A 26,290-nucleotide genomic window follows, 5' to 3' on the forward strand; every position below is an offset into this window, starting at 1 on the left:
TTGCCTGCGCCGGGCGATCAGCGGCCGCCCTGCTGTCCCATCAACCCGGTGTTGTCGTCTTCGATGGACTTGTACTGCTGCTCGACCAGGTTGAGCGCGTCCATGGCCGACTTGAGCTGCCGCTGGTAGTTCTCCAACGCGATCAGCGCCGAGTCGCCCGATTCGAGCGACCGCTCGTTGAACCTCTCCGCGGCGTCCTGGCTCACCGGATCACCGGCCCAGGGTCGGACCCTGACCTCGGTGATGGCCAGCTCGATCTGCTTGTCCAGCTTCGTCAACGCGCCTGCGAACGCGCTGCGCAAGCTGGGGATGGCACTCGGCTCGACGTTCAACGTGTGCGACAGGGGCGGTGGTGAGCCCGTGTCAGCACCGTGGCCGTGGTCTTCCGACGGCATGGACAACCTCCCGCCTTCCTCGTTCCCACCGCGCACTCCCGATATCCATCGCGCACGGTCACTCTAGCCACACGGTCTGACAACGGGGAGTAGGTGCACCGCACATCCCCCGCGTGGGTCAGCGCCGTTGCAACAAACCGGCTATCGCCGCCTCTGCCGCCCGTTGCGCCCCCTGGCACAGCGTGTCTTGCTTGGCCGCCGTTTCGTTACCGCCGTCGCGGAACATCACGTCGAGGAACTGCCCCTCCGCGACGTCCACCTCGACGTTGCACACGTTGTCCATGCCCGGCGTCCGCACGGTCAAACCGGGGAACCCGGCCACCGTGATCTGCTCGGCATCGACCTGGGCGTTCTCGCTGAGCCACACGCCGACGCCCTCCACTGTGACGAGCGCGAGCCGGACCACGTTCCCGCTGATGTTGCTGCGCATGGTGCACGCCTTCGCGTTGCCGAAGCCCGCTTCCACATAACCGCTCGGCGGGTTGTCCAAGCTCAGCGCGATGCGCTGGTCGGGTGAGAGGACCGCGCACGGGTCGACGTCGTCCAGCCGGATCTCCTGCGGCCGGGGCGGCAACGACGGCGCGGTGGTCGTGGTGGCGGCCGGCGGTTCGTCCACCCGGCCGTCGGCCTTCTTCTCCGGGACGGGCGTGCAGGAGGCCATCGCCAACGCGCAGAGCGTGGCGGTGAGCACCCGAGCACCCCTCATGGACACCTACCGTAGCCGGGTCCACACGCCAAGTGGACCCTCGGCTGTGAAGCCGCACTTCTCGGCGACGCGACGCGCCGGTCCGTCCGGGGGTCTGGCGGTGACGAGCGGTAGGTCGAGGAAGCCGAAGCCGAACCGCAGCACGGCCGAGGTCGCGTGCGTCGCGATGCCCTTGCCGCGCAGGTCGGGCGTGGTCCAGCAGGTGAGCTCGCCGGTGCGGGTCAGGGCGATGACGCCGACGGCCGTACCGGTGAGCTGGTCGCACACGGCCCAGGAGCACGACTCTTCGGTGTGCCACTGCTCCGCGCGTTCGGCGATGTGCGCGCCCGCCGCGTCGAGGTCGGGGAACAGGCCGCCGGCCACCAACGCCACGCGGTCGTCGACGCGGTCGTCGGCGCGGAGCGCGCGCAGGTAGAACTCACCCGCGTTGATCTCGACGGACTCCATGCCGGGTGGTCCTCGTTCCGCTCGACCGGGCGGGGTCGCCCGGGCGACCTCGGTGGGCAGGGAGACTAGTCCGTCACGAACCCGTCGTAGCGCCCGGCCAGCTGTTCGAGCAGCCCGCGGTGGGCGGCTGCGGGCTGGTCGTCGGGACCGGTGGTCAACTCCACCACCCAGTCGGCGTCCTCGGCGTCGTCCTCGCCGGCCAGCAGGTCCTTGTGCACCGCGCACGGCGACCAGCCGGCCGTCGCCAGCTCCCGCGCGGCTTCCTCCGCGTCGTCACGGTCGTGCAGGACCAGCAACAACGAACCCGAAGGTCCGGACGTACCCGTGCCGACGCCGTCGTCCAGCAGGCCACGCGACGACAACGCCCCGTGCAACGCGGCGAAGTCCGGCGTGTGCACGGCGTCGATGCCGATCGTCCGCGCCGCCTGCGCGTTCTCCGCGTTGTCATCGCAGAACAACGTCCCCGAAGGGGAGTGCTGGAGCACGCGCAGCGCGCGCCGGAACGCCTCGGGCGACGGCTTGGCCACCCCGATCCGGGCGGACGACACGACCGCGTCCACCTCGCGGTCCAGCCCCAACGCCGCCAGGTCGCGCGGCAGCCGGTCGGTCGCGTTGGACAGCAACGCCACCCGGCACCGCTTGCGCACCCGCCGCACCAGGTCCAACGCCTCGGGGATGACCTCGCCGACCCGGGTCCACGCCGCCACCGCGTCGGCCGCGCGTTCCGCCGGCAGCCCTTCGCCGACCAACCGCTCCCGCACCGCCGAGCGCCACTCCTCATCGGTGGCACGGCCCGCGGTCGCGGGTCCGGACAGCGGGAACGACACCCGCGCCAACGTGCCGCGCGGCAGGCCGTACCGGTCCTCGACCGGCCCGTCCGGTGGGAACCGCCGCAGCACGCCGTCCAGGTCGAGCAGCAGCAGCGACGGCGCGCTCACCGCCTGCCCATCCGGCCGATCAGCAGCATCACCGCGGGGATCAGCAGGAACACCAGCGGCGTCTTGGCCACGAAGAACAACACCACGCTGACCAGCGCGACCGCCGTGACGGCCGCGCTGCTGACCCGGAAGTCGACCGGGAGCCCGCGCCGGGCGGACGCCTGCGCCACCGGCGCGGACGGGTCGACCTGCGTGAACTGAGGCCGCGGCGCGGGCAGGTCGCCGAAGAGCCCGTACAGGTCGCCGCGGGTCTTGGCGGTGGCGACGCGAGCGGAGCGCTCGCCGTACTCGTCCACGCTCAACCGCCCCTCGCCGAGGTGCGTGCCGAGCAGTTCGAGCGCGTGCTGGCGCTCCGCGTCGCCGATCCGGATGTCCCGCTCGCTCACACAGGTGAGCCTATTCCTTGATCTCGCAGATGACCGTGCCCTGGGTGACCGTCGAGCCCTGCTCGGCGGTCAGGCCGGTGACCACGCCGGACTTGTGCGCGATGACCGGGTTCTCCATCTTCATCGCCTCCAGCACGACGATCAGCTCGCCCGCCTCGACCGGCTGCCCGTCCTCGACGGCCACCTTCACGATCGTGCCCTGCATGGGCGCGGCCACCGCGTCACCCGACGCCGCCGCACCGCCCTTGCCGCCGCCGCGCTTGCGCGGCTTGGCCTTCACGCCCGCCTTGGCGCCGCCGCCACCGCCACCGCCGGTCAACGCCAGGTCACCGGGCAGCGAGACCTCCAGCCGCCGTCCGCCGACCTCGACCACCAGGGTCTGCCGCGGCTCGTCCTCCTCGGCCTCCGCGCCGTCGGTGAACGGCGCGATGGTGTTGTCGAACTCCGTCTCGATCCACCGCGTGTGCACGGTGAAGCCGTCATCGGAGCCCACGAACGCCGGGTCGCGCACGATCGCGCGGTGGAACGGCAGCACGGTCGCCATGCCCTCCACCACCATCTCGTCCAGCGCGCGCCGTGCCCGTTCCAGGGCCTGGGTGCGGTCCTCGCCGGTGACGATCAGCTTGGCCAGCAGCGAGTCGAACTGGCCGCCGATGACCGTGCCGCTCTCGACGCCCGCGTCCACGCGGACACCGGGGCCGAACGGGGCGGTGAACGTGGTGACCGTGCCGGGGGCGGGCAGGAAGTTGCGGCCCGCGTCCTCGCCGTTGATGCGGAACTCGATCGAGTGGCCGCGCGGGGTCGGGTCCTCGGTGAACCGCAGCTCCTCGCCGGCGGCGATCCGGAACTGCTCGCGCACCAGGTCGAGGCCCGCGGTCTCCTCGCTGACCGGGTGCTCCACCTGCAACCGGGTGTTGACCTCCAGGAACGAGATCGTGCCGTCCACCGCGACCAGGTACTCGACCGTGCCGGCGCCGTGGTAGCCGGCCTCCTTGCAGATGGCGCGGGCGGAGGTGTGGATCGCGGCGCGCTGCTCGTCGGTGAGGAACGGCGCGGGCGCCTCCTCGACCAGCTTCTGGTGGCGGCGCTGCAACGAGCAGTCACGCGTGCCGACGACGATGACGTTGCCGTGCTGGTCGGCCAGCACCTGCGCCTCGACGTGCCGCGGCTTGTCCAGGTACCGCTCCACGAAGCACTCGCCGCGGCCGAACGCCGTGACGGCCTCGCGCACCGCGCTGTCGAACAGCTCGGGGATCTCCTCCAGCGTGCGGGCCACCTTCAGGCCGCGGCCACCGCCGCCGAACGCCGCCTTGATCGCGACCGGCAGGCCGTGCTCCCGGGCGAAGGCGATGATCTCCTCCGGGCCGTTCACCGGGTCCTTGGTGCCGGGCACCAGCGGCGCGCCCGCGCGCATCGCGATGTGCCGCGCGGTCACCTTGTCGCCCAGGTCGCGGATGGCCTGCGGGGTCGGCCCGATCCAGATCAGGCCCGCGTCCAGCACCGCCTGCGCGAAGTCCGCGTTCTCGGACAGGAAGCCGTAGCCGGGGTGCACCGAGTCGGCGCCCGCCCGCTTGGCCACGTCGAGGAGCTTGTCGATGGAGAGGTAGCTGTCCCCGGGCGTGCTGCCGCCCAGGGCGAACGCCTCGTCCGCCAACCGGACGAACGGGGCGTCCCGGTCCGGGTCGGCGTACACGGCGACGCTGGCCAGACCGGCGTCCCGGCAGGCACGGATGACCCGGACGGCGATCTCACCGCGGTTGGCGACGAGGACCTTGCGCAGCGACACGACGTCCTACCTCCTGGCAACGCTGGGACTTGGAGCGGCAATGGTCGGGGAGTTTAGTGACCCGTCAGTTCCCGGTGACCGAGAGACCGCTCACGCTTGGGTGGAACAATCGGGAATCGTGACACGTCCGCCCGCCGCCGCGCTTCTGACAGCTTGCCTTGCTGTCCTGACGACCGTCGCGGGCCTGGTAATCGCCTGGTCACTGCGCCCCGCACCGGCGGCCGCCCCCGACACCGCGGCGCCCCAGGACGAATTGCGGTGCGGCGCGACCGCGTGCCGTTCGGTGGTGAAGCAGGAGGTCGGTGTCGATTCAGTGGAATTGGTCGTGGGCGAGGGCGCGGGCCGGATCCGGATCAGCGGGGCGTCCGGGCCGAACATCTTCGAGTTGACCATCGCGTCTTCGGGAGCCCGGATCGACGCCGGTTCGCTGCGGTGCGTGGACGCCGAGGTCGCGGTGTGCCTGGTGCGCGGCGAGGTCGGCGGCAAGGTGCGCGGCGAGGTGCTGGGCGAGGTGCTGGTGCGCAGGTCGGGGGCCTGGTCGCGGGCGCAGGTGCCGTACGTGTCCGACGGCGGGTACTTGGCGCTGCACGACGTGAACAACGACACGGTCGCGGACGTGGTGGCCGTGCAGCGGGGGTGCCCGGGGCAGGCGGACTGCGGGCGGTGGTTCGCGCAGGTGTTCTCGCTGGCGGACGGGGGTGGCGAGGTGGGCTGCACGCCGGTGGTGCGTGCGCCGGAGTCCCTGCCCGGCTGGCCGACCGTCACCCCGGACCCGGCGGACCTGCGCCAATGCGGTCACTGACCCGCCGGTCGGCGTTCTGAGCGTTGAACTCGGGGGTCCTGAACGTAGGACACGGCTGTTCTGGACGTAGGACTCGCGCGACCTGAACGTAGGACTCTCGCGCGTGTCCTACGTTCGGAACGCGCGTGTCCTACGTCCAGGTCGGGTGAGGTGAGCGGTCGGAACAGGTGGGAGGGAGAGGGAGGGGGTTAGGCGGGGACGGGGGTGGGGCGGGGGGTGGTGAGCAGCGGCGGGTCGCTGGGGGCGTTCAGGACCTCGTCGTCCAGCAGGCCCTCGGAGCGGGCGACCAGGACCGGGACGGTGATCTGGCCGGTCACGTTGGTGGCCGTGCGGACCATGTCCAGGATCGGGTCGATCGCGTAGACCACGGCGACACCGGTGGCGATGACCTCCGGCGGCATGTTCACCGCGCCCAGGGTCAGCGTCAGCATGGTGAACCAGCCGGTGGTCCCGGCGGTGGCCAGCGCGCCGAACACGGCCACGGCGACGATCGCCACGTACTGCCACACGCCCAGCTGCACGCCGAACAGGTTCGCGATGAACACCGTGGCGATGGCCGGGTACACCGCGGCGCAACCGTCCATCTTCGTGGTCGTCCCCAGCGGCACGGCGAACGACGCGTAGTCGTTGTCGACGCCGAGGTTGGCCGCGGTCTGCCTGCTCAACGGCAGCGTCGCGCCCGACGAGCGGGACACGAAGGCGAACTGGATCGCGGTCCACGCCTTGGCGAAGAACGTCACCGGCGACACCCGGCCGACGAACCGCAGCAGCAGCGGGTACACCACGAACAGCACCAGCAGCGACCCGCCGTACACCGACGCGATCAGCGAGAACAGCGGCTGGACGAACGAGTTGCCGTACGTCGCGAACGCGGTGCCGATCAGCCCGAACACGCCGATCGGGGCGAGCAGCACGATCCAGCCGACGACCTTCTGGATCAGGTCGAACACCGACCGGGTCAGCGTGACGAACGGCGTGGCCTTCTCGCCGAGCGCGTACGCGGCGAAGCCGACCAGCACCGCGATGAACACGACCTGGAGCACTTCACCCTCGGTGAACGCGCTGAACAGGTTCGACGGGATCAGGGTCTCCAGCAGCGTGCTCCAAGAGCCCTGGTCACGGGCGGCGAGCTTCTCCACCGCCGCCTGCGACGGCTCGACCCGCACGCCCGCGCCCGGCTTGAACACCAACGCGATGGCCAGGCCGATGAGCACGGCGATCAGCGACGTGGCGGCGAACCACAGCAGCGTCTTGCCGCCCAGCCGCGCGGCGCGCGAGTTGCCGAGGCGGCGCAGGCTGGTGATGCCCACGACGATCGCGGTGAACACCAGGGGGATGACGGTGAACTGCAACAGGCTGGTGAAGGCGTCACCGATGTGGCCGAGGGTGGTGGTGAGCCACGCCTGGTCGGCGCTCTTGGCGACGTAGCCCGCCAAGGCGCCCAGGACGAGCGCGGCGAGGACGGTGATGCCGAACACCTTCGGCTTCGTATAGCTGCGGACGAACGACACGACTGCTCCGGGTTGGGTGCGCAGGGGTGGACGACGGGGGCGGCGTCAGCCGCGACAACCCGTGTTCGTCCTGCGCCCGAAGTCGATGTGACGGCGGCGCGTCAGCAGTTCACCCACAGCTCCCCCAACGCGAAAGTGCTTCGGAGAGCTTCCCGGATCAGCGGAAGTGTGACAACGGCTACCAGATGTCGGACACCACGACGTCGACTTGACGCAGCAGCCGGCGCGTGAGCGGCAGGCTGATGCCGATCACGCTGGACGGGTCGCCGTCGATGCCGTCCACGAACCAGCCGCCCAGGCCGTCGAGCGTGAACGCGCCCGCGACGTGCAGCGGCTCGCCGGTGGCCAGGTACGCCTCCAGCTCGTCGTCGGTCGGGCGGCCGAACCGGACCAGCGTCGCCTCGTGCCCGGCGGCGCGCGCCACGACCTGCCCCTCGCGCACCCGCAGCACCGAGTGCCCGGTCAGCAGCGTGCCGGTGGTGCCCGCCATCTTCTTCCAGCGCTCGCGCGCGACCTCGACCGTGCCGGGCTTGCCGTGCACCTCGCCGTCGGCGGTGCGCAGCATCGAGTCGCACCCGACGACCACGGCGTCGTCCTCCTCGTCGCGGGCGATGGCCTCGGCCTTCGCCGTCGCCAGCGCGGTGACCAGCTCCTCCGGCGTCGGGTCGGCGAGGGAGGCGGCCAGCGCGTCCTCGTCGACGCCGGACACGCGGACCACGGGTTCGACCCCGGCGGCGCGGAGCACGGCCAGGCGGGCGGGGGACTGGGAGGCGAGGACGAAGCGCACGGCGTGCAGCCTAGGACGAGGGCGGGAACCAGGTGGCACGAGCGGTGCGTAGAACTACCGATGTGCGCCGTGACGGCGTTCGGCAACCTCGGAGTGGTGCAGCGCTTGGCTCTGGTGGTCCGCCGGATCGACCGGGGAAGGGGACGGTACCGGTGGCTCCTGGTGGTGCCGGCCGTCCTGCTCCTGGTCCTGACGGCTCGGGTCGTGTCCACGGACCCGGTCGGCTACGGCGTGCCGTTCTGGCCGTTCGCGAACGACAGCGACGACGTCGAGCACCGGGTGATGGACCGGGTGACCTCGATCGCGCGGGCGCTTCGGCGGCCCGACGCGGTGCCGTCGGCGCTGGCCGCCGAGGGCGTCGACGTGCTGGAGGCACGGGTCGGCGCCGGCGACACGTGGATGCGCGTGCGCGTCCAGGCGCCGGACGGCACGCGCTGCCGCGAGGTCACCGTCCTCGGCGACGGCATCGAGGTCAACTCGAGGCGCGTCGAGTGCTGAGTGCGGAGCAGGGGCGGTTCAGCTCGGCAGGGTGGAGGTTCGCCAGGCGCCGGGGCCGTGCGGTATCGGGCGCCTGACCTGCCTGGACTTGTCCGACCAGGCCGAGCGGCGCGGTTCGTCGCCGGTGGGACCGCCGGCCGCGGCCAGACCGACCACGACCGCCGTCACCGCGGCCAGCTCGACGTCGTCCGGGTTGCCGCGCACCACCCGGAGGTGCGGTGCCCCGCTCACAGCGGGATGTTCCCGTGCTTCTTGGGCGGCAGCGCTTCGCGCTTGTCCCGCAGCATCGCCAGCGCCCGGGCGACGTAGGAGCGCGTGAAAGAGGGAGGGATCACACTGTCAACATAGCCGCGTTCCGCCGCGACGTAAGGGTTGCAGAGGGTGTCTTCGTACTCTTGCTGCAAACGGGCCCGAAGCGCGTCGACGTCCTCGCCCGCGGCGACCGCGTTGGCCAACGTCTTGCGGTGCACGATGTTCGCCGCGCCCTGCGCGCCCATGACCGCGATCTGCGCCGTCGGCCACGCCAGGTTGATGTCCGCGCCCAGGTGCTTGGACCCCATCACGTCGTACGCGCCGCCGTAGGCCTTCCGGGTGATCACGGTGACCAGCGGCACGGTGGCCTCGGCGTAGGCGTAGATCAGCTTCGCGCCGCGCCGGATGATGCCGTTCCACTCCTGGTCGGTGCCGGGCAGGAAGCCGGGCACGTCCACGAAGGTGAGCACCGGGACGTTGAACGCGTCGCAGGTGCGCACGAACCGCGCGGCCTTCTCCGAGGCGTCGATGTCCAGGCAGCCCGCGAACTGGGTGGGCTGGTTGGCCACGATGCCGACCGAGTGGCCGTCGACCCGGCCGAACCCGATCAGGATGTTCGGCGCGAACAGCGGCTGGACCTCCAGGAACTCGCCCTCGTCCAGCACGCGGGTGATGACCTCGTGCATGTCGTAGGGCTGGTTCGCCGAGTCCGGGATCAGGGTGTCGAGCTCGCGGTCGGAGTCGGTGACCGAGTCCTCGACCGAGCCGTGCACCAGGTCGTCCGGCGCGTCGAAGACGGGCGGCTCGGACATGTTGTTCGCGGGCAGGAAGGACAGCAGATCCTTGACGTAGGAGATGGCGTCCTCCTCGTTGTCGCCGAGGTAGTGCGCGTTGCCCGACTTGGTGTTGTGCGTGCGCCCGCCGCCCAGCTCCTCGAAGCCGACGTCCTCGCCGGTGACGGTCTTGATCACGTCCGGGCCGGTGATGAACATGTGCGAGGTCTGGTCGACCATGACCACGAAGTCGGTCAACGCGGGCGAGTAGACGTGGCCGCCCGCGTTCGCGCCCATGATGAGCGAGATCTGCGGCACGACGCCGGACGCGGCCACGTTGCGGCGGAAGATCTCGCCGTAGAGGCCGAGCGAGACGACACCCTCCTGGATGCGCGCGCCGCCGCCCTCGTTGATGCCGACGATCGGCCGGCCGGTCTTGATCGCCAGCTCCATGACCTTGACGATCTTCTCGCCGTAGACCTCGCCGAGCGAGCCGCCGAAGACCGTGACGTCCTGGCTGAACACGCACACGGGCCGGCCGTCGACCGTGCCGTAGCCGGTCACCACGCCGTCGCCGTAGGGCCGGTTGCGCTCCTGCCCGAAGTTGGTCGAGCGGTGCCGCGCCAACTCGTCCAGCTCGACGAACGAGCCGGGGTCGAGCAGCAGCTCGATGCGCTCGCGGGCCGTTTTCTTGCCCTTGGCGTGCTGCTTCTCCACCATGCGCGCGGAGCCTGCGTGCACGGCCTCCTCGTTGCGCCGGTAGAGGTCGGCCAGCTTCCCGGCCGTGGTGTGGACGTCCGGCTCCTCGCCGTTGGGGGCGGTCGCACTGCTCATAGCGCGGCAGCTTAACCGTGTGGGATTGCTGTGTTGGATTGCGCCGCCTTCGGCGTCGCGGGCTCGACCGACGCGACCTCGCAAGTGCGTGAAATGGGTCACGGGGGTGCGGCGGAGTGTCGCGGGTGGGTGAATTCGGGGGTCGGGTGAGCGGGCGGGTGTCGTGGGTGGTCGGTTCGATCCCGAAAGGTTGTTGACCTCCAGCGCGGTGGAGGTTGCAGGCTGGGGTGCGCGATCCGCCCCGCCATCCACACCGCTCCGACGAAGCGGGTGGGGCGGGTCGCTCCTAGTCTGGCGAGCGTGATCCTCGACACCGCCGCACTCCGCGACCAGCTCATCGGCCCCTACGCGGCGCTCGACGTGGTCGCCGAGACCGGTTCGACCAACGACGACCTGCGTGGCGCGGCCGTTCGCGGCGCGCACGACCGGACCGTCCTCATCGCCGAGCGGCAGACCGCGGGCCAGGGACGGCGCGGCCGGGGCTGGACGTCGCCCGCGGGCGGCCTCTACCTGAGCGTGCTGTTCCGCCCGTCCGGGGTGGCGCCGGCGCGGCTGCCGTGGTTGACGCTGCTCGCGGGCGTGGCGCTGGTCCGCACGGCGCGCGGCCTCGGCGTCGAGGCGTCCCTGAAGTGGCCGAACGACCTCTTGATCGGCGATGCCAAGGCGGCGGGCGTGCTGGCCGAGATCACCGCGGGCGTGGCCCAGGCCGTGATCGTCGGCATCGGGCTCAACGTGGCGAAGCTGCCCGACGACGTCGAGCCGGGCGCGGGCGGTCTCCGGCCGACGAGCCTGGAGGACCACGCCGGTCCGCTGGACCGCACCGAGGTGGCGATCGCGCTGCTGCGCGAGTTGGCCGCGTTGGAGCGGCAGTGGCGGCACGCCGGTGGTGACGAGCCGTCGTTGCGCGACGAGTACCGCCGGTACTGCGTCACGCTCGGCAGTCAGGTGCGGGTGGACCTGGCCAAAGGCGAACCGCTGCTCGGCACGGCCCGCTACCTGGAGCCCGACGGCACGCTGGTGGTGCGCGACTACCAGGGCGCCGACCACTCCGTTTCCGCCGGGGACGTGGTGCACCTGCGGGTACGGTGAGGCCGGGCCCCAAGAGGGCCGGCGCTGCTTCGAGGCGAGCCCAGCCACCGAAAGGGACCCGTCGTGGCCTACCCGGACGACCTGCTCAGCACCGGCGAGCACGTCGTGACCCACCGGCACCCGCACTGGAAGACGCTGGTGGCCCCCGTGCTCGCGCTGGTCGTCGCGGTCGGTGGTGGCGCCTACCTCGCGGTGCAGGTGTCGGACTTCGGCTGGGCGTCGATCGCCTGGACCGTGCTCGCCGCGGTCGTCGTGGTGCTGGTCACCTGGTTGACCCTGGCGCCGGTGCTCCGCTGGCGCACCACGCACTTCATCGTCACCAACGAGCGGGTGATGTACCGGATCGGCGTGTTCAAGCGGACCGGCCTGGACATCCGGCTCGACCGCATCGACGGCGTCAGCTTCGAGCGCAACCTGGTGGACCGGCTGTTCGGCTGCGGCACGCTGATCATCGAGTCGGCGTCGGACGAGCCGTGGGAGTTCGACGACATCCCGGACGTGGAGAAGGTGCAGTCGATGGTCTACGGGGGCACCACCCCCGACCAGCGGACGGAGGACAGGGTCACAGATGGGCGCGCGTGAAGTCGGTCTGCCGGACACGGTCGGCGCGAACGGTCTGCCGGACCGCGTGACGATCTGGGAGGTCGGGCCGCGGGACGGCCTGCAGAACGAGTCCGAGGTGGTGTCGGTCGACACCAAGCTGGAGTTCCTGGACCGGCTGGCCGACGCGGGCGGCACGGTGCTGGAGGCCACGAGCTTCGTGCACCCGAAGTGGGTGCCGCAGTTGGCCGACGCCGAGGAGCTGCTGGCCGGCCTGGTCAGGCGCCCCGGCGCGAGCTACCCGGTGCTGGTGCCCAACGAACGGGGGCTGGAGCGGGCGCTGCGGGCGGGCGTCGAGCACGTCGCGATCTTCGCCAGCGCCACCGAGACCTTCGCGCGGCGCAACCTCAACCGGTCCTTGGACGAGCAGTTCGCCATGTTCGACCCGGTCGTGTCCCGGGCCAAGGCCGAGGGGCTGGCGGTCCGCGGGTACGTCTCGATGTGCTTCGGCGACCCGTGGGAGGGCGCCGTGCCGCGCGACCAGGTGGTCGGCGTGGGCAAGCGGTTGTTGGACATGGGCTGCGACCAGCTGTCGCTGGGTGACACGATCGGCGTGGCCACGCCGGGCCAGGTGACCGCGCTGCTGGCCGGCTTCGACGACGTCGACCGGCTCGCGGTGCACTTCCACGACACCTACGGGCAGGCGTTGGCGAACACGTTGGCCGCGTTGCAGGCGGGCGTGCGGACGGTCGACTCGTCGGCGGGCGGGCTGGGCGGCTGCCCGTACGCGGAGTCCGCGACCGGCAACCTGGCCACCGAGGACCTGGTGTGGATGCTCGACGGGCTGGGTGTCGAGCACGGCGTCGACCTGGACAAGCTCGCCGACACCAGCGCGTGGATGGCCGAGCGGCTGGGTCGGCCGAGCCCGTCGCGGGTGGTCCGGGCACTGCGGGGGTAGTGCGGCCGACGGCCCGCCGGCGTCGCCGAGGCGAGGCGCGGGCGTCGGCCGGGATTTCCCCGGAACGCGCGGGAACCGGGACGGGGGTCGTAACGTCCAACGCGCTACCGACGACCATGCCCGGCGACGGCGAAGACCGGAGGTGGCCGTGACGACCGATCACCGCGCCCAGGTGGACGAGCTGCTCGCCGACTACCGGCGCAGCCGCGACCAGCTGGCGTCCGTGCAGCGCGACCTGGCCCGGGTCTCCGGATCCGCCACCAGCCCCGACGGCTCGGTGACCGCCGTGGTCGACGCCAAGGGCACGCTCACCGACCTGGAGCTGAGCGACGGCGCGTACCGGTTGCGGCCGCCGCAGCTCGCCCGGTTGATCCTGCGCACGACGCAGGAGGCGGTGGCCAGCGCCGCCGAGGGCGCCTACCGGACGTTGAGCCCGGTGCTGCCCGCCGGCACGGACCCCGAAGCTTTGTTGCGCGGCACCGCCGACCTCCGACCGGACGAGATCCGGCCGGAGGACACCGACGAGGCCAAGCCGGCGCGCCGCCGGGCCGTCGATGACGACGACGACCTCGAACAGCGCGAGTGGATGACCAACGTCGACGAGACCGTGCCGAAGACCGTTCCGAGGAACGCGGCGAGGAGAACGAGATGAACGGCTTCCAGACCGACCTCGCCCGCCTGGCCGAGGGGGCGGACGACTTCACCGCGTTCGCCGAGCGGGCCGGGAAGATCGCGGGCGAGCTCGGCGGCGTGCTCGCCTCGGTCGGCGACTGCTGGGGCGGTGACGCGATCGGGCAGAGCTTCGCGGCGAGCCACGTGCAGCCGTCGGGCGAGGCGTTGAGCGGGTTGACCGGGTTGAGCGGTGGGTTCGGCGGCGTCGGGCAGCGCTTCGCCGAGACGGCCCGCACCTACCGCGAGGTCGAAGAGGGCAACCGCAACGCGCTCGGCGCGATCTGACTCAGGGGGCCGTGATGGGGATCGAGCTGCCGGCCGAACTGGCCGACGTCGCCGCGAAGGCCGGGGTGTCGTGGCCCCAGGCGGACGAGGACAAGTTGCGCACCTCCGCGACCGCCTGGCGGGACGCGGGCGTGAAGCTCTCCACGTTGGCGGGCGAGTCCGACGGCGCGGCGGGCAAGGCGTTGGCCGCGATGTCCGGGTCGACCGGTGAGGCGGCGCGCGGCCACTGGAACAAGTTCACCGCGCCGGACGGCACGCTGAACTCCGTGCTGCGCGGCTGCAACGCGGCGGCCGACCGGTTGGACCACGCGGCCGAGCAGATCGGCGCGGCCAAGGTCGAGCTGGTGCGCGAGCTGGTCAACCTGGCGAAGAACAGCGACGCGGCCCAGCAGGCCGCGAACGCCGGGCACCCGACGGCGTTGCTCGGGCTGGAAACGGCGGTGCGCGGTGCGGCGGCGAACGTCGCCCACCTGACCGACACCTTGTCCAGCGCGGTGCGGTTGGACAGCGGCGTGCAGATCGGTGGCCAGCAGCCCCCGGTCAACGCCAACCCGGGGGTGCACGCGCCCGGTGACGTGGGGCCGGGCCAAGGCCAAGGGCAGGGGCAGGGTTCCGGCTCGTCGCACGGTGGCGGTCAGTCCGCTGGTGGCGGCCAGTCCCAGGGTGGCGGCCTGCTCGGCGGTGGCGGTCTGCTCGGCGGCGGTGGCCTGGTGGGCGGCGGTCAGGGTGGCGGTCTGCTCGACGGTGTGCTGCCCGGGGGTGTGCTGCCTGGGGGTGTGCTGCCCGGCGGGTCCGAGGGTGGCGGTGGCGCGTCCGGTGGCGGTGCCGTTCCTGGCGCTGCTCCTGGCGCTGCTCCTGGTGGCGGTGCTCCTGGCGGTGGGCAGGCGCCCGGCTTGATCGGTGGTCTGGTGGGCGGGGTGACCGACACGGTGGGTGCGGTCGTGCAGCCCGTCGTGGACACGGTCGGCGCGGTCGCACCACCGGTCGCGGCCGTGGTCGAACCCGTGCTGGACACGGCGGGCAAAGTCGTCGAGAACGTCGGCGGCGCGGTGGACGACGCGGTGGCGCCGGGACAGGGCCACGGACCGGATCGCGGACCCGACCGGGGATCGGATCGCGGACCCGACCGAGGACCGGACCAGGCACCTGGCCACGGCAACGCGCCCGGTCGGGGCGGCACTCCGCCAGGCCTGGGCAACGTGGTCGGCGACGTGCTGAACCCGGTGCTCGGCGCGGTCCCGGGCGTCGCGGCCCAGGTCGTGGACCCCGTCACCCGCCCCGAGGGCACGGTCACCCAGTCCGCGGCGGCGGTCATGGAGCGTCCGCTGTTGGCGCACACCGAAGCACCGCACGCCACCGCCCAACCCGCGGCCCCGGCCGCGAACCAGGCCACGCCGCAGGGTCCGGCGTTCGGCGGCCCGTCCGTCGGTGGTGGGCCCGCGGCGGCTCCGACGTCGGCGGTCGCAGCGGGCTCGGCCGCCGCGGCCAACGCCGCCGCCGGCGCCGCGAACACCCAGGCACCGGGGCAGCAGTCCGGTCAGCCGGCGGCGCCGAAGGCCGAGGCACGTGCTGCGCAGGTGCAGCCGCAACCCGGCCAGACGCCGGCGGGTCAGACGTCGACGGGCCAGCCGGGTTCCGCGCCGTCCGGCGCGGGCCAGTCGGGTTCGGCGCAACCGGGTTCGGCGCAGTCGGGTCAGGGCCAGTCGGGTCAAGGGCAGGGCCAGGGGCAGGGCGGTCAGGCCAAGGACGCGGGCGCGGGCCAGGCCAAGGGTGAAGCCGCCGCCAAGGCGGAGGGCCAGCCCAAGGGCGAGGTCAGGGACGTCCAGGCGAAGGACGTCAAGGACGCCCTGGCCGCGATCGGGCAGCAGGTCAAGGAGGGCGACCTCGCGTTCGCGATCGTCCCCGTCCCGGTCGGCGGTCGTGACACCGCGGGCTTGCCGCTCCAGGCCGGCCCCACGTCGGCGATCCTGCCGACCGAGCCGGACGACACCCCGCCCGCGCCCCGGGTCAAGGCCGCGCAGACCGCGCAGCCGAGCACCGAAGCGGCCGCGTTGTTCCTGCTGCACATGTTCCCCGGCGGCACGCTGCCGCCGCCCAGCGCGAGGCCCGCCCGCCAGCTGCCGCCGCCGTCGGAGGACGAGACGTTCGCCGGTGGCCTGCGCTTCGAGCCGCAGGCGCACCCGGACGGCCACCTGGTGGACGCCTCCGCCCGGTTCGGCCTCGACCTGCGCGCCGGTGGCCCGGACGGGCTGCGGTCGCGGCTCTCCGGCGAGGAGCCGACCGGTCCGGTGTCGACGGACCCGGTGCCCGCGGGCAACCGGCCGCGCCTGGTCCTCGGTCCCGGCACCGCGCCGGATCCGGTGCTGCTGGCCGGCTACGACCCGCTCGCGGGGATGCACGAACGCGACTGGGACCGCCGGTTCCTGGTCCGCGCCGACCCGCCCGAGTACGCCTGGCCGCCCGGTGAGCTGTTCCCCGAGGGCGGTTACGAGGCGGGCCAGGCCGGTGTGCTCGCGGTCGGCGTCGAGCTCGACCGGTTCGGCGGGCCGGAGGGCCGGGTGCTGTCCCAGCTCGGCACCGCCTACGCCGAGCGCTCGTTGCCACCCGCGCTGGTGGACGCGGGCTACCACCGCTACCGGGTGGTGCAGGTCCTGCCGGTGTGGTTCACCCTGTCCGCCGAGTGGTTCGGCCAGCCCGGTGGCGGCGCCCGCTTCCGGGCCACCTACCCGGTCGCCGACCTGGTCGCGCTGGGCTACCTGGAGGAGATGGCATGAACGCGGAGTCGATCCAGGGTTGGCTGCTGGCGGTCGGCGTGCCCGCGGAGGTCGTGTCGATCGGCGTGGAGGCGGACAACACGTGGTGCCTGCTGCCGACCGAGGAGGGCTTCGAGGTCTTCTGGCGCGAGCAGGGCAACCGGTACGACTGGGCGGCGTTCACCAGCGAGGACGTCGCCTGCCACTACCTGTTCGGCCGGCTGGTGTGGGCGCAGGTGGTGCGCGGCGCGGTCGGCGTGCTGCCCCAACCCGGAGCCGCCCAACCCGAGGACACGCGGCCCGCAGCCGGCGAGCCGGAGGCCGCGACTAGCGAGGCGTGAGGTCGGTCCGCCAGGTCACGCCCACCACGTCCTCGGCCTTCGGCACGGGCAGGAACAGCGCGAACGTCGCCGGCCGGGCCGTGGACAGCTCCAGCCGCCCGCCGTCGGCGTCCACCAGGGCCCGGGCCAGCGCCAAGCCCACACCGGTGGACCCGCCGCCGGACACGCCGCGTTCGAAGATGTGGTGCGCCAACTCGTCCGGCACGCCCGCGCCGCCGTCGGCGACCTCCACGACCACCGTGCCGTCGTCCCGGCGCGCGGAAACCACGACCTGACCCTCGCCGTGCCGCAGGGCGTTGTCCAGCAGCACGCCGATCGCCTCACGCAGCCGTGCGGGCGTGGCACGCGCCAGCAGCCCGTCCGGCACCCGGACCCGCAGCGCGCGCCCGACGCTGCGCAGCGGTTCACGCCACTCCTCGGCGATGGCCGTCAGCTCGGCGCCGAGGTCGAGCGGTTCCGCGTCGACCGCCCGGGCGGCCCGCGCGGCGGCCAGCATCTCGTTGAGCACCTCCGCCAGCCGCTCGGCCTGCTCCAGCGCGGCCCGCGCCTCGACGGCCATGTCCGGCTCCGGGTGCAACGACAACGCCTCCAGCCGCAGCTGCAGGGCGGTCAACCGGCTGCGCAGCTGGTGCGAGACGTCGCCGACCAGCTCGCGCTCCCGCTGCACGAGCTGCGCCAGCGCGCCCGCCGACCGGTCCAGCGCGTCGGCCACGAGGTCCAGTTCCGGCACGCCGTGCCGCCGGTCGTCGCGCCGGAAGTCACCCGCGCCCAACCGGGCCGCCCGCGCCGCCACGTGCCGCAACGGCATGGCGAGCTTGCGCGCCGTCACCGTGGCGACCACCGTGCCGGTGCTCACCGACAGCACGACCAGCAGCACCACCAGCCCCGCCACCTGGTACTGCGCGGTGTGCATGGCCGCCGACGACAGCTCCAGCCGGACCGTGCCCTGCTGCGCGATCGGCACCTCCACCGACAGCGGGTTCGGGCCCGGCGTCCGGCCGAACTCGTGCACCCCGCTGGACGACGTCACCACCAGGTGGCCGCCCTCCGGCACGCCGACCTCGACCGGCCCGAGGTCTATCGGCCGACCGCTCGCGATCTGGTCGTCGATGGACGCCGCGATCCGCTGGGCCCGTGCCGCCAGGTCGGTGCGCGCGCCGTCCTCCACGAGCCGCAACGCGGTGTAGCCGAGGGGGATGCCGAGGGCGAACCCGGTGACCGCGACGGCCAGCAGGATGGCGCGCAGGATCCGGCTGCGCATCAGTCGGCGGTGTTGAAGCGGAAACCGACACCGCGCACGGTCGCGATGCGGCGTTCCACCGAGCGCGCGTCACCGAGCTTCCGCCGCAGCCACGACATGTGCATGTCGAGGGTCTTGCTGCTCTTGAGCTCCGGGTCGTTCCAGACCTCGGAGAGGATCTCGTCGCGGTGCACCACCTGGCCCGCGCGCTGGATCAGCACGCGCAGCAGCTCGAACTCCTTGTTGGCCAGCTGCACCTCCATCCCGTCCACCGTGACGCGGCGGGCGGCGAGGTCCATGCGCACGCCGTTGACCTCCAGCGTGCCGGGCGAGCGGCGGCGCAGCAGGGCGCGGATGCGGGCCATCAGCTCGGCCAGCCGGAACGGCTTGGCCACGTAGTCGTCCGCGCCCGCGTCGAGCCCGACGACGAAGTCGACCTCGTCGGACCGCGCGGTGAGCATCAGCACCGGCAGGCCCCGGCCGCCCGCGCGCAGCCGGCGGCACACCTCCAGCCCGTCCATCCCGGGCAGGCCGAGGTCGAGCACCAGCAGGTCGATGCCGTTGTGCTCGGCGGCGTCCAGCGCGCCCGGGCCGTCCGCGACGACCTGCACCTGGTAGCCCTCCCGCTGCAACGCGCGGGACAGCGGTTCGGCGATCGCCGGGTCGTCCTCGGCCAACAAGACCACGCTCACACCACCCAGCGTAGGCGTGGCACGATCCCGTGCGTGCCCGACCTTCGCGCAGATCTGTCCCTGGCCCTCCGCCTGGCCGACGAGGCCGACAAGATCACCACCGCCCGGTTCCGCGCCCTCGACCTCGTGGTGCAGCGCAAGCCCGACCGCACACCGGTGACGGACGCGGACGTGGCGGTCGAGGACGCGATCCGCGCGGTGCTGGCGGTGCGGGCCCCGGACGACCGGATCGCGGGCGAGGAGCGCGGCGGCACGGCGGGCGAAGGCCGGACGTGGGTGCTCGACCCGATCGACGGCACGAAGAACTTCCTGCGCGGCGTGCCCGTGTGGGCGACGCTGATCGCGCTGGTGACCGACGGCGTGCCGGTGGTCGGCGTGGTCAGCGCACCCGCGTTGGGCCGTCGTTGGTGGGCTTCGGCGGGCGGCGGCGCGCACACCTCGGACGCGTCGGGCGAGCGGGCCGTCTCGGTGTCGGCGGTGCGGGACCTGTCCGACGCCTACCTGTCCACCACGCACCTGGGCACGTGGCGCGAGCACCACTCCCGCGAGGCCTACCTGGCCCTGGTCGACGCGTGCTGGGAGAACCGGGCGTTCGGCGACTTCTGGCAGCACTGCCTGGTCGCGGAGGGCGCGATCGACCTGGCCGCCGAGCCGATCGTGAACCCGTGGGACGTGGCGCCGTTCCAGGTGCTGGTGACCGAGGCCGGTGGCCGGTTCAGCGACCTCGGCGGCGTGGTGCGCTTCGACGGCGGCCACGTGCTCACCAGCAACGGGCACCTGCACGACGCGGCGCTGAAGGTGCTCGGCGAGGGCCGCTGACCGCCGGTCAGGAGTGGCCGAGCGCTTGCTCGTCGTCGTCCGGGCGGTCGTAGGCCCTGGTCACGCGGCGCGGCCGGAAGTCGGCCTCGGGGAAGACCCACTTCTTGTAGCCCCACCAGCGGAACGCCATGGCGATCAGGGTGCCGATGACCTGGGCGCTGATGAAGTCGGCGAACTCCTCGCCGAGCCTGCTCACGTGCGGCTCCTGGAAGTGCAGCAGGTACCGCGACACCCACAGCGGCAGCGAGTTGAGCGCGATGCCGATGCCGTTGACGAGGAAGAACAGCGCCGCCTCGTGGTGGCGTTCACGCCCGCCCCTGGTCTTGAACGACCACTCGCGGTTGAGCACGTACGACACGATCGTCGCCACCAGCGTCGCGACGATCTTCGCGGTGACCGGTTTCTCGGTCAGCACGGTCGTCTTGAGGCCGAAGAAGATGGCCGTGTCGATCACGAAGCAGGTGCCGCCGACCAAGGCGAACTTCAGCAGCTCCCTGTGCTTGAGGGCCAGCGAGCGCAGGGGTTCGGGCAGGCGCAGGACGACGCTTTCCACAACGGACACCCGGGTAGTCTACGGAAACCGGGGTGAAAGGCCTGTTCAGGCGACTTCGCGCTGCTCGGTGACGACGTGCAGCGGCTGCACGGACGGCCGCGCGTCCGCCTGGGGGAACACGAACTTCCGCATCGCCCAGAACTTGAAACCGGTGGCCAGCAGCATGCCGATCACCGAACCCGCGGCGAAGTCGGCGACCTCCGAGTGCAGGTCGAACACGTGCCGCGAGACGTACAGCGGCAGCAGGTTCACCCCGATGCCGATGCCGCTGACCAGGAAGAACAGCGCCGCCTCGTGGTGTCGCTCACGTCCGCCGCGGGTGTGGAAGGACCACTCGCGGCTCAGCACGTACGACGAGATGACCGCCACCAGCACCGCGATCGCCTTCGCCGTGACGACCTTGTCCTGCAGGACGGTCAGCTTCAGCGCGTACCAGACGCCGTTGTCGATCACGAACGTCGTGCCGCCGACGACGGCGAACCGGATCAGCTCGCGGTGCTTGTTGATCAGGAAGCGGACCGGTTCCGGGAGGAGGCCCAAGACCCTGCGCACTAGTGGCAGCACCGGGGCAGGCTACCGACACCGTGATCGAACGATCACGAAGGGGTGCGACAACGATCGGGCAGCAGATCGTCCAGCAACGGCGGCAACCACGGCGGTCTGGGTTGGCACGGCTCGCTGCGCGGTGGTGGCGGTGTCGTCGTCGGTGGCGGCTCGGTCGTGGTCGGCGCCGTGGTGGGCGGGGGTTCGGACGTGCCCGGTTCCCCGGCTGGATCCGTCGCGGGCGAGGACGGCGTCGCAGGACCGGACGGCTTGGTCGTCGTCGGAGTCGGCGTGGTGGTGGTCGTCGGCGGCGTGGTGCGCGTGGTGGTCGGCGTCGGGGTCGGTGTGCCGGTCGGCGGTCCGGGCAGGTGGCCGTCGCCACCGCCGGGGCGCGTCGAGACGGGCACCTCGACGGTCTCGGACGCGGTGCCGAGGGTCGCGCTGACCCGCACCACGCCGTCCCGGTGCACCGATCCGAACACCCACACCGCGAGCCGGAACGACTCACCGCGCGCCAACGGGACCTCGCACACCACCTTGTGCCACGACCGCTCGCAGCCGTGCCGGAGCGCGACCAGCACGAGGTGCCGGTCGGCCTCCACGACCAGCCGCAACTCGCCCGCCCGGCCACCGGTGTTGGTGGCCTTGATGTCCAGCCGCGGTTCCCAGAACCCGTGCTGCCAGGTCCGGACCAGCAGCTCCAGGTCGTCGGCCGGGGGCCGCACCTCGACGTCGACGCCGATCGACACGCTCGACGTGCCCGCGCGGACGGTGCCGGTGATGCGGCCGGTCACCGCCTCCAGGTCGGCCTGGACGCGGAACACGAACGTCGCCGTGCCGCCGGGCGCGATGCCCAGCGGGGTGGTGCACGTCACCGTGCCCGTGCCGGCGGGGCAGGTCACGGACTGGTCGGCCGAGCCGTCGAGCCCGGCCAGTCGTCCTCCCCCGAACGACGGGGCCGGCCCGGTGGAGCGGACACCGGGCGGCAGGTCCAGCACGGCGCTCACCGGGTCCGAGGCCGTCCCGCCGGAGTTGCGCACGGTGACCGGCAGGTCGACGGGGTCGTCGCCGGGGGTCAGCACGAACCCGCTCGGCACCACCGGCACCAGGTTGGGCGGCGTCGGCTGCGGCTCGGGTTCGGGTTCAGGTTCGGGCTGGGGCTCAGGTTCGGGCTGCGGCTGCGGCTGCGGCTGTGGTTCCGGCGACGGCACCGGTTCGGCCGTCGGCGCGGGCTCGGTCGTGGGCGCCGGTTCCGTGGTCGGTGCGGGGGCGGGTTCGGTCGTCGGTGCGGGCGGCGGCGGCTCCGGCGACCGGGTGGGTTGAGCCGGCTGCGTGGTGGTCGCCGGTGCGACCTGCGCGGCCGGCACCTCCTGCTCACCGCCCGCCGCCAAGCCGATCGCCACGGCCACCACCAGGGCCACGGCCGAGGCGGCGGTGACGAGGAGGTTGCGCGGCGCGGACGCGGCGGCACCGGCGGCACCGCCCGTGCCCGCGGCGGCGGCGACCGCGGCGGCCTTGCCCGCGCCGGCCGCGGCCAGGTAGCCGGACGCGCCGACACCCAGCACCAGCGGCGCGATGATCCCGCGCAGCGCACCGTTGACGTCGGCCAGCTCGGCGGCCAGCGCGCGGCAGTGCGAGCACTCGTCCAGGTGGGCCTCGACCTGCGTGGTCTCCCGCTTCGACAACCCGCCGCGGGTCCACGCGCCGAGCCGGTCGACGGTCGCGCGGCACTGCTCGGTCCGCGACTCCGCCAGGTGCACCTGGAGGTAGGCCTGCTTCAGGCCCTCACGGGCCCGGTAGGCCAGGGCGGACACGCCGTTGGCGGTCAGGCCGAGCAGCGGCGCGACCTCGGCGGGCGACTGGCCCTCGATCTCGGTGTGCCACAGCACGGTCTGCCAGCGCTCGGGCAGCCGGGCGAACGCCTTCGCCGCCATCGACCGCTCCAGCCCGGCCACGGCGGTGTCCTTGAACGGCACGCTGGTCGCCTCGGGTGCGACCTCGGCCACGTCGTCGGCCAGTTCGAGCTTGCGGTCCCGCCGGGTCTTGTCGTAGGCGGTGTGGCGCAGCGCCGTGAGCAGGTAGGCGCGGAACGCCGTGTCGGGCCCGCGGCCCGCGCGCAGCGCGTCGAGGACCTTCGCGAACGCGTCCGAGACCAGGTCGTCGGCCTCGGCGGACGACCTGGCGAGCTGGCGGGCCAGGTTGTACGCGGCGCTGACGTGGCGTTCGTAGAGCTGCCCATAGGAGTCGATGTCCCCGGCGCGCACGGAGTCGATCAGCTCCGCGTCGCTCGGTCCCTGGACTTCGGCAGGAACGGTCGCCACGTGTCAGTCCCTCCTCGCGCGGCGCCAGTCTGACGCACCGGGTCGCGCACCGTCACCTAGAACCGCCCGACTGGGTGGACTAAATGCCGTCATGGATGAGCCGAGACAACGTCCCGTATCCGGAGACCAACGTCGAGGAGGCAACCGGGTGGGTGTTCGGGAAGCGGTCGCACGGCGCTCGGGCGCTGGAGGGTCGCGGGCACTGCGGTCGAGGTGGCGCACCGCCACGATAGCCGCCGGCTGGGCGTTCCCGGCGGACTGGCCGCTGGCCGAGGTGGACGACGTCTGCCGGGCCGTGCTGGGTGAGGGCGATCCGGGCGCCGAGCTGTACCGGCTGGGTGGCGCGCGTGCCGAGGCGGGCGCCGGGCTGGCCGAGACGTTGCTCGACCTGGCGGCGCTGCACGCGGTGCTGGCCGAGCCGCCGGGATCGAGCGGCATCGTGTCGCCGAACGTGGACGCGATCCCGGCGCGGATGCTGCGGTGCACCGCGCTCGGCTGGGGCGACGTGATGAGCAGGCAGGCCGCGAACTGCTCGGCGGACAACCCGCTGACCGGCCTGGCCACGCCCGCGTACCTGCGGACCAGGCTGCGCGAGGTGTACGCGGAGACGCGGGCCGTCGGTCGCCAGGAGCACGTGCTGGTGCTGGTGTCGCTGGACCTGTCCAGGACGTCCGGGTGGTCGCGCGTGGTGGCGATGACCCTGTTGGCCGACGCGGTGAAGGAGGTGTTCGACGCCGGCCAGACGGTCGCCTCGATCGGGCCGTCGGTGGCGTGCGTGCTGCTGCGCCGTGACCGGCACCTGCTGCGCGCGGTGGCGAACCTCCAGGTGCTCACCGCGGACCGGCTCGCCGTGGACCCGCACGTCGCGCCGACCGGACCGGTCCGGGTCTGGTTGGAGGAACTGCCCCCGACCTGCGAGGACGCGATGGCGCTGGTGGCGCGGCTCGGTCGCTGACCGCCGGTCGCCGAACACCGAGCACCGAGCACCGGACGCCGAATCCCCTGTCCGGCGTCCGGCACCTGTTGACAGCCTCCGGACTGTGATGGTCTTCTAGTGTCTTAGTTGACCAACACAATTCGGAGGCGCCGGGTGGAGTTCCGCATCGACCGGTCCACCGGCCTCCCCGCCTACCTCCAGCTCGTGCGCCAGGTGCGGGAAGCGTTGCGCCTGGGCTGGCTGGGGCCGGGAGACCGGCTGCCGACCGTCCGCGACGTCGTCGCGAGGAGTGGTGTGAACGCGAACACGGTGCTCAAGGCGTATCGGGAACTGGAACTGTCCGGCCTGGTCGAGGCACGCCAGGGCTCGGGCACGTTCATCAAGGCCGGTCTCGGCTCCACCGAGCCCGAGGTGATGGCCGCGCTGAGAGCGCGGCTGGCCGAGTGGGTCCGCGAAGCGCGCGCGGCGGGGTTGGACGACGAGGACGTCGACGCGCTCGTGCGCACGGTTCTTGCCGCCGACGGAGAGGGCGACCGGCCGACGGCCGGCGAGGGGGTGGCGGTCCGGTGAGCACCGCGGTCGAGTCCGTCGACGGCACCGCGATGGCGGTGCGCGCACAGGCGCTGGGCAAGCGCTACCGGGGCAAGTGGGCGCTGCGGGAGTGCACGTTCGACCTGCCCGCGGGTCGGGTGGCGGCACTGGTCGGCGCGAACGGCGCCGGCAAGACGACGTTGATGACCGTGCTGGCCGGTCTCCTCGGCGCCGACGAGGGGTCGGCGGGCGCGGTGGGCCGGGTGGCGTTCGTGTCGCAGGAGAAGCCGGTGTACCGGCACTTCACGGCGGCCGAGATGCTGCGCCTCGGCGCGCGGCTGAACGTCGTATGGGACGAGCCGCGGGCCCGGCGCTGGTTGGCGCGCTTCGAGATCCCGCTCGACTCCGCCTGCGGCAGGCTGTCCGGCGGCCAGCAGGCCCAGGTGGCGTTCGCGCTGGCCATCGGTTCCCGGCCGGACGTGCTCATGCTGGACGAGCCGCTGGCCAACCTCGACCCGCTGGCCCGGCGCGAGGTGACCGCCGAACTGCTCGGCGAGGTCGACGAGACCGGCATGACCGTGCTGCTGTCCACGCACGTCGTGGCGGAGCTGTCCGGCGTGGCGGACTACCTGCTGCTCCTCGCGCACGGGCGGCTGCTGGCGGGCGGTGACCTGGACGAGCTGCTCGGCGGGCACGTCAGCTACACCGGCCCGCGCTCGGACGTGCCGCCCGCGTTGGGCGACGTCGTGGAGGCGCGGCACTCCGGTACCCAGTCGACGTTCCTGGTCCGGTTGCCCGAGGGGCAGCCGCGCCCGGTGGTGGCCGGCCCGTGGGTCGAGCGCCCGCCGACGTTGGAGGACTACGTGCTCGCGCAGCTCGAAGCCACCCGGAAGGGGCTCCGCGGATGACCGCCACGACGACCGGCGTCGCGACCGCCGCGCCCGTGACCGAGCGCACCCGCGTGGGGTGGGGGGACCTGGCGTGGCTGACCTGGCGGCAGCACCGGTGGACGATCCTCGGCACGACCGTCGTCGTGGTCGGGATCGTCGCCCTGGCGCTCGGCATCGCGTGGCACGTCGACGCGACCGGCGAGACGCACCGGCTGTTCGGGCGGTGGCGCTACCTCAGCGTCGGCCAGGCGCTGGTGCTGACGCCGGCGCTGTTCGGCCTGGTCGTCGGGGCGTTCTGGGGTGCGCCGCTGGTGTCGCGCGAGCACGAGCAGCGCACGCACCTGGTGGCGTGGGGGCAGGACGTCACCGCGACCCGCTGGCTGGCGGGCAAGGTGGTGCTGCTCGGCGTGCCCGCGGTGGCGTTGGCGGCGGGCCTGGGCTTGGCCTTGATCACCCTGATGAACAGCCTCAACGCCGTCTCGACCGACTACGCGCCGTTCGTGCCGTTCGACGTGCCGGCGTTCGAGGCGGCGCCGCAGGTGCAGGTCGGTTATGCGGCGTTCGGCTTCGCCCTCGGCCTGGCGTTCAGCGCCACCACCCGGCGCACGGTGCTGTCCATGGGCCTCACGGTCGGCTTGTTCTTCGCCGTGCGCGCCGCCGTCGCAGCGGGGTGGCGGCCGTACTTCCAGGCGCCCGTGCGCGTCGTGGAGGAGTACGACGAGTTCGACCGGTCCTGGAGCGGCCATGACGGCACCTGGTCGGTGAACGGCGGTTTCGTCGACACGGCCGGCAACGAGGTCCCGTTCCCCGATGCGTGCGACGAGGTCCAGGGCATCGGGGAGTACGCGCGGTGCCTCAAGGAGACCGGCGTGCGGTACTTCGTCGACCACCACCCGGCCGACCGGCTCGTCCCGTTCCAGCTGTTCGAGTTCACGATCTTCACCACGCTCGCCGCCGGACTGCTCGCGCTGACCTTCCTGTGGGTGCGCCGGGCACGTCGGGTCTGATGGG

At 72.7% G+C, this 26,290-nt stretch carries 28 protein-coding genes and 1 pseudogene; 14 read left to right on the forward strand and 15 right to left on the reverse strand.

Translation table 11 applies throughout. From position 1 onward, the window contains the following. Positions 1-17: 17 nt before the first annotated feature. The 6 genes from ACYVLT_RS17635 to ACYVLT_RS17660 all read right to left on the reverse strand — a co-directional run bounded on the left by ACYVLT_RS17635 (position 18) and on the right by ACYVLT_RS17660 (position 4,658). A complete protein-coding gene (locus ACYVLT_RS17635) occupies positions 18-302 on the reverse strand; it encodes a transcriptional regulator (RefSeq protein WP_461121280.1) in 285 nt (94 codons plus the stop codon). A gap of 211 nt (positions 303-513) precedes the next feature. After that, positions 514-1,101 (reverse strand): DUF3558 domain-containing protein, encoded by a 588-nt coding sequence (locus ACYVLT_RS17640; protein ID WP_461121281.1) that lies wholly within the window; start codon positions 1,099-1,101, stop codon positions 514-516. A 6-nt stretch (positions 1,102-1,107) separates the two neighbouring features. Continuing rightward, positions 1,108-1,548 (reverse strand): GNAT family N-acetyltransferase, encoded by a 441-nt coding sequence (locus ACYVLT_RS17645; RefSeq protein ID WP_461121282.1) that lies wholly within the window; start codon positions 1,546-1,548, stop codon positions 1,108-1,110. A gap of 65 nt (positions 1,549-1,613) precedes the next feature. Beyond that, positions 1,614-2,486, reverse strand: coding sequence for an HAD family hydrolase (locus tag ACYVLT_RS17650; RefSeq protein WP_461121283.1), 873 nt, complete (start codon positions 2,484-2,486; stop codon positions 1,614-1,616). Further along, complete coding sequence (locus ACYVLT_RS17655) at positions 2,483-2,872, reverse strand: DUF1707 SHOCT-like domain-containing protein (RefSeq protein WP_461121284.1); 390 nt, start codon at positions 2,870-2,872, stop codon at positions 2,483-2,485. Before ACYVLT_RS17655 ends, ACYVLT_RS17650 begins: the two co-directional genes overlap by 4 nt. A 10-nt stretch (positions 2,873-2,882) precedes the next feature. Next, a complete protein-coding gene (locus ACYVLT_RS17660; RefSeq protein WP_461121285.1) occupies positions 2,883-4,658 on the reverse strand; it encodes an acetyl/propionyl/methylcrotonyl-CoA carboxylase subunit alpha in 1,776 nt (591 codons plus the stop codon). A gap of 313 nt (positions 4,659-4,971) precedes the next feature. Here ACYVLT_RS17660 and ACYVLT_RS17665 point away from each other — a divergent pair, with 313 nt between their 5' ends. Further along, positions 4,972-5,460 (forward strand): hypothetical protein, encoded by a 489-nt coding sequence (locus ACYVLT_RS17665; RefSeq protein ID WP_461121286.1) that lies wholly within the window; start codon positions 4,972-4,974, stop codon positions 5,458-5,460. A 188-nt stretch (positions 5,461-5,648) separates the two neighbouring features. Here ACYVLT_RS17665 and ACYVLT_RS17670 read toward each other — a convergent pair whose 3' ends face one another. Together ACYVLT_RS17670 and ACYVLT_RS17675 are read right to left on the reverse strand one after the other, a co-directional pair. Further along, positions 5,649-6,971 carry a dicarboxylate/amino acid:cation symporter gene (locus tag ACYVLT_RS17670; RefSeq protein WP_461121287.1) on the reverse strand — a complete coding sequence of 441 codons (1,323 nt, stop codon included), beginning with the start codon at positions 6,969-6,971 and terminating at the stop codon, positions 5,649-5,651. 178 nt (positions 6,972-7,149) lie between these two features. Continuing rightward, positions 7,150-7,758 (reverse strand): Maf family protein, encoded by a 609-nt coding sequence (locus tag ACYVLT_RS17675; protein WP_461121288.1) that lies wholly within the window; start codon positions 7,756-7,758, stop codon positions 7,150-7,152. Positions 7,759-7,854: 96 nt separating this feature from the next. Here ACYVLT_RS17675 and ACYVLT_RS17680 point away from each other — a divergent pair, with 96 nt between their 5' ends. Continuing rightward, entirely contained in the window at positions 7,855-8,256 is a 402-nt protein-coding gene (locus tag ACYVLT_RS17680) for a hypothetical protein (protein ID WP_461121289.1), read from the forward strand. A gap of 18 nt (positions 8,257-8,274) precedes the next feature. Here ACYVLT_RS17680 and ACYVLT_RS17685 read toward each other — a convergent pair whose 3' ends face one another. Further along, entirely contained in the window at positions 8,275-8,487 is a 213-nt protein-coding gene (locus ACYVLT_RS17685) for an acyl-CoA carboxylase subunit epsilon (protein WP_461121290.1), read from the reverse strand. Then, positions 8,484-10,115: an acyl-CoA carboxylase subunit beta gene (locus ACYVLT_RS17690; RefSeq protein ID WP_461121291.1), complete on the reverse strand. Its 1,632-nt coding sequence runs from the start codon at positions 10,113-10,115 to the stop codon at positions 8,484-8,486. Before ACYVLT_RS17690 ends, ACYVLT_RS17685 begins: the two co-directional genes overlap by 4 nt. 300 nt (positions 10,116-10,415) lie before the next feature. Between ACYVLT_RS17690 and ACYVLT_RS17695 the strand changes: the two genes are divergently transcribed. The 7 genes and pseudogenes from ACYVLT_RS17695 to ACYVLT_RS17725 form a co-directional block, all read left to right on the forward strand. Further along, complete coding sequence (locus tag ACYVLT_RS17695) at positions 10,416-11,204, forward strand: biotin--[acetyl-CoA-carboxylase] ligase (protein WP_461121292.1); 789 nt, start codon at positions 10,416-10,418, stop codon at positions 11,202-11,204. A 63-nt stretch (positions 11,205-11,267) separates the two neighbouring features. Continuing rightward, entirely contained in the window at positions 11,268-11,786 is a 519-nt protein-coding gene (locus tag ACYVLT_RS17700; protein ID WP_461121293.1) for a PH domain-containing protein, read from the forward strand. After that, positions 11,773-12,702 (forward strand): hydroxymethylglutaryl-CoA lyase, encoded by a 930-nt coding sequence (locus ACYVLT_RS17705; protein WP_461121294.1) that lies wholly within the window; start codon positions 11,773-11,775, stop codon positions 12,700-12,702. Before ACYVLT_RS17700 ends, ACYVLT_RS17705 begins: the two co-directional genes overlap by 14 nt. A 148-nt stretch (positions 12,703-12,850) precedes the next feature. Beyond that, the gene (locus ACYVLT_RS17710; protein WP_461121295.1) at positions 12,851-13,354 is read left to right on the forward strand and encodes a YbaB/EbfC family nucleoid-associated protein; all 504 of its coding nucleotides are present in this window, start codon (positions 12,851-12,853) and stop codon (positions 13,352-13,354) included. Further along, positions 13,351-13,659, forward strand: coding sequence for a WXG100 family type VII secretion target (locus tag ACYVLT_RS17715; RefSeq protein ID WP_461121296.1), 309 nt, complete (start codon positions 13,351-13,353; stop codon positions 13,657-13,659). The genes ACYVLT_RS17710 and ACYVLT_RS17715 overlap by 4 nt, the downstream gene beginning before the upstream one ends. A 14-nt stretch (positions 13,660-13,673) precedes the next feature. Next, positions 13,674-16,433: a TNT domain-containing protein gene (locus ACYVLT_RS17720; RefSeq protein ID WP_461121297.1), complete on the forward strand. Its 2,760-nt coding sequence runs from the start codon at positions 13,674-13,676 to the stop codon at positions 16,431-16,433. Next, a pseudogene (locus ACYVLT_RS17725) lies at positions 16,430-16,678 on the forward strand (hypothetical protein); the annotation flags it as partial. The gene ACYVLT_RS17720 and the pseudogene ACYVLT_RS17725, both read left to right, overlap by 4 nt. Before the next feature lie 61 nt (positions 16,679-16,739). On the opposite strand, the gene ACYVLT_RS17730 reads toward ACYVLT_RS17725, so the two are convergent. Beyond that, entirely contained in the window at positions 16,740-18,014 is a 1,275-nt protein-coding gene (locus tag ACYVLT_RS17730; RefSeq protein ID WP_461121298.1) for an ATP-binding protein, read from the reverse strand. Continuing rightward, positions 18,014-18,679 carry a response regulator transcription factor gene (locus ACYVLT_RS17735; protein WP_461122238.1) on the reverse strand — a complete coding sequence of 222 codons (666 nt, stop codon included), beginning with the start codon at positions 18,677-18,679 and terminating at the stop codon, positions 18,014-18,016. Before ACYVLT_RS17735 ends, ACYVLT_RS17730 begins: the two co-directional genes overlap by 1 nt. 39 nt (positions 18,680-18,718) lie before the next feature. Between ACYVLT_RS17735 and hisN the strand changes: the two genes are divergently transcribed. Further along, positions 18,719-19,504, forward strand: coding sequence for a histidinol-phosphatase (hisN, locus tag ACYVLT_RS17740; RefSeq protein ID WP_461121299.1), 786 nt, complete (start codon positions 18,719-18,721; stop codon positions 19,502-19,504). A 7-nt stretch (positions 19,505-19,511) separates the two neighbouring features. Here hisN and ACYVLT_RS17745 read toward each other — a convergent pair whose 3' ends face one another. The 3 genes from ACYVLT_RS17745 to ACYVLT_RS17755 are packed head-to-tail and all read right to left on the reverse strand — an operon-like array spanning position 19,512 to position 22,921. Beyond that, the gene (locus ACYVLT_RS17745; RefSeq protein WP_461121300.1) at positions 19,512-20,066 is read right to left on the reverse strand and encodes a GtrA family protein; all 555 of its coding nucleotides are present in this window, start codon (positions 20,064-20,066) and stop codon (positions 19,512-19,514) included. A gap of 36 nt (positions 20,067-20,102) precedes the next feature. After that, positions 20,103-20,618: a GtrA family protein gene (locus tag ACYVLT_RS17750; protein WP_461122239.1), complete on the reverse strand. Its 516-nt coding sequence runs from the start codon at positions 20,616-20,618 to the stop codon at positions 20,103-20,105. A gap of 35 nt (positions 20,619-20,653) precedes the next feature. Next, positions 20,654-22,921, reverse strand: coding sequence for a sigma-70 family RNA polymerase sigma factor (locus ACYVLT_RS17755; protein ID WP_461121301.1), 2,268 nt, complete (start codon positions 22,919-22,921; stop codon positions 20,654-20,656). A 148-nt stretch (positions 22,922-23,069) separates the two neighbouring features. On the opposite strand from ACYVLT_RS17755, the gene ACYVLT_RS17760 reads away from it, so the two are divergent. The 4 genes from ACYVLT_RS17760 (at position 23,070) to ACYVLT_RS17775 (ending at position 26,286) form a co-directional block, all read left to right on the forward strand. After that, positions 23,070-23,876: a GGDEF domain-containing protein gene (locus ACYVLT_RS17760; protein ID WP_461121302.1), complete on the forward strand. Its 807-nt coding sequence runs from the start codon at positions 23,070-23,072 to the stop codon at positions 23,874-23,876. A gap of 135 nt (positions 23,877-24,011) precedes the next feature. Then, positions 24,012-24,428: a GntR family transcriptional regulator gene (locus ACYVLT_RS17765; protein ID WP_461121303.1), complete on the forward strand. Its 417-nt coding sequence runs from the start codon at positions 24,012-24,014 to the stop codon at positions 24,426-24,428. Further along, a complete protein-coding gene (locus ACYVLT_RS17770; RefSeq protein ID WP_461121304.1) occupies positions 24,425-25,297 on the forward strand; it encodes an ATP-binding cassette domain-containing protein in 873 nt (290 codons plus the stop codon). The genes ACYVLT_RS17765 and ACYVLT_RS17770 overlap by 4 nt, the downstream gene beginning before the upstream one ends. Beyond that, positions 25,294-26,286 carry a hypothetical protein gene (locus ACYVLT_RS17775; RefSeq protein WP_461121305.1) on the forward strand — a complete coding sequence of 331 codons (993 nt, stop codon included), beginning with the start codon at positions 25,294-25,296 and terminating at the stop codon, positions 26,284-26,286. Before ACYVLT_RS17770 ends, ACYVLT_RS17775 begins: the two co-directional genes overlap by 4 nt. Positions 26,287-26,290 lie beyond the last annotated feature (4 nt).

It is taken from the genome of Saccharothrix stipae (assembly GCF_054781895.1).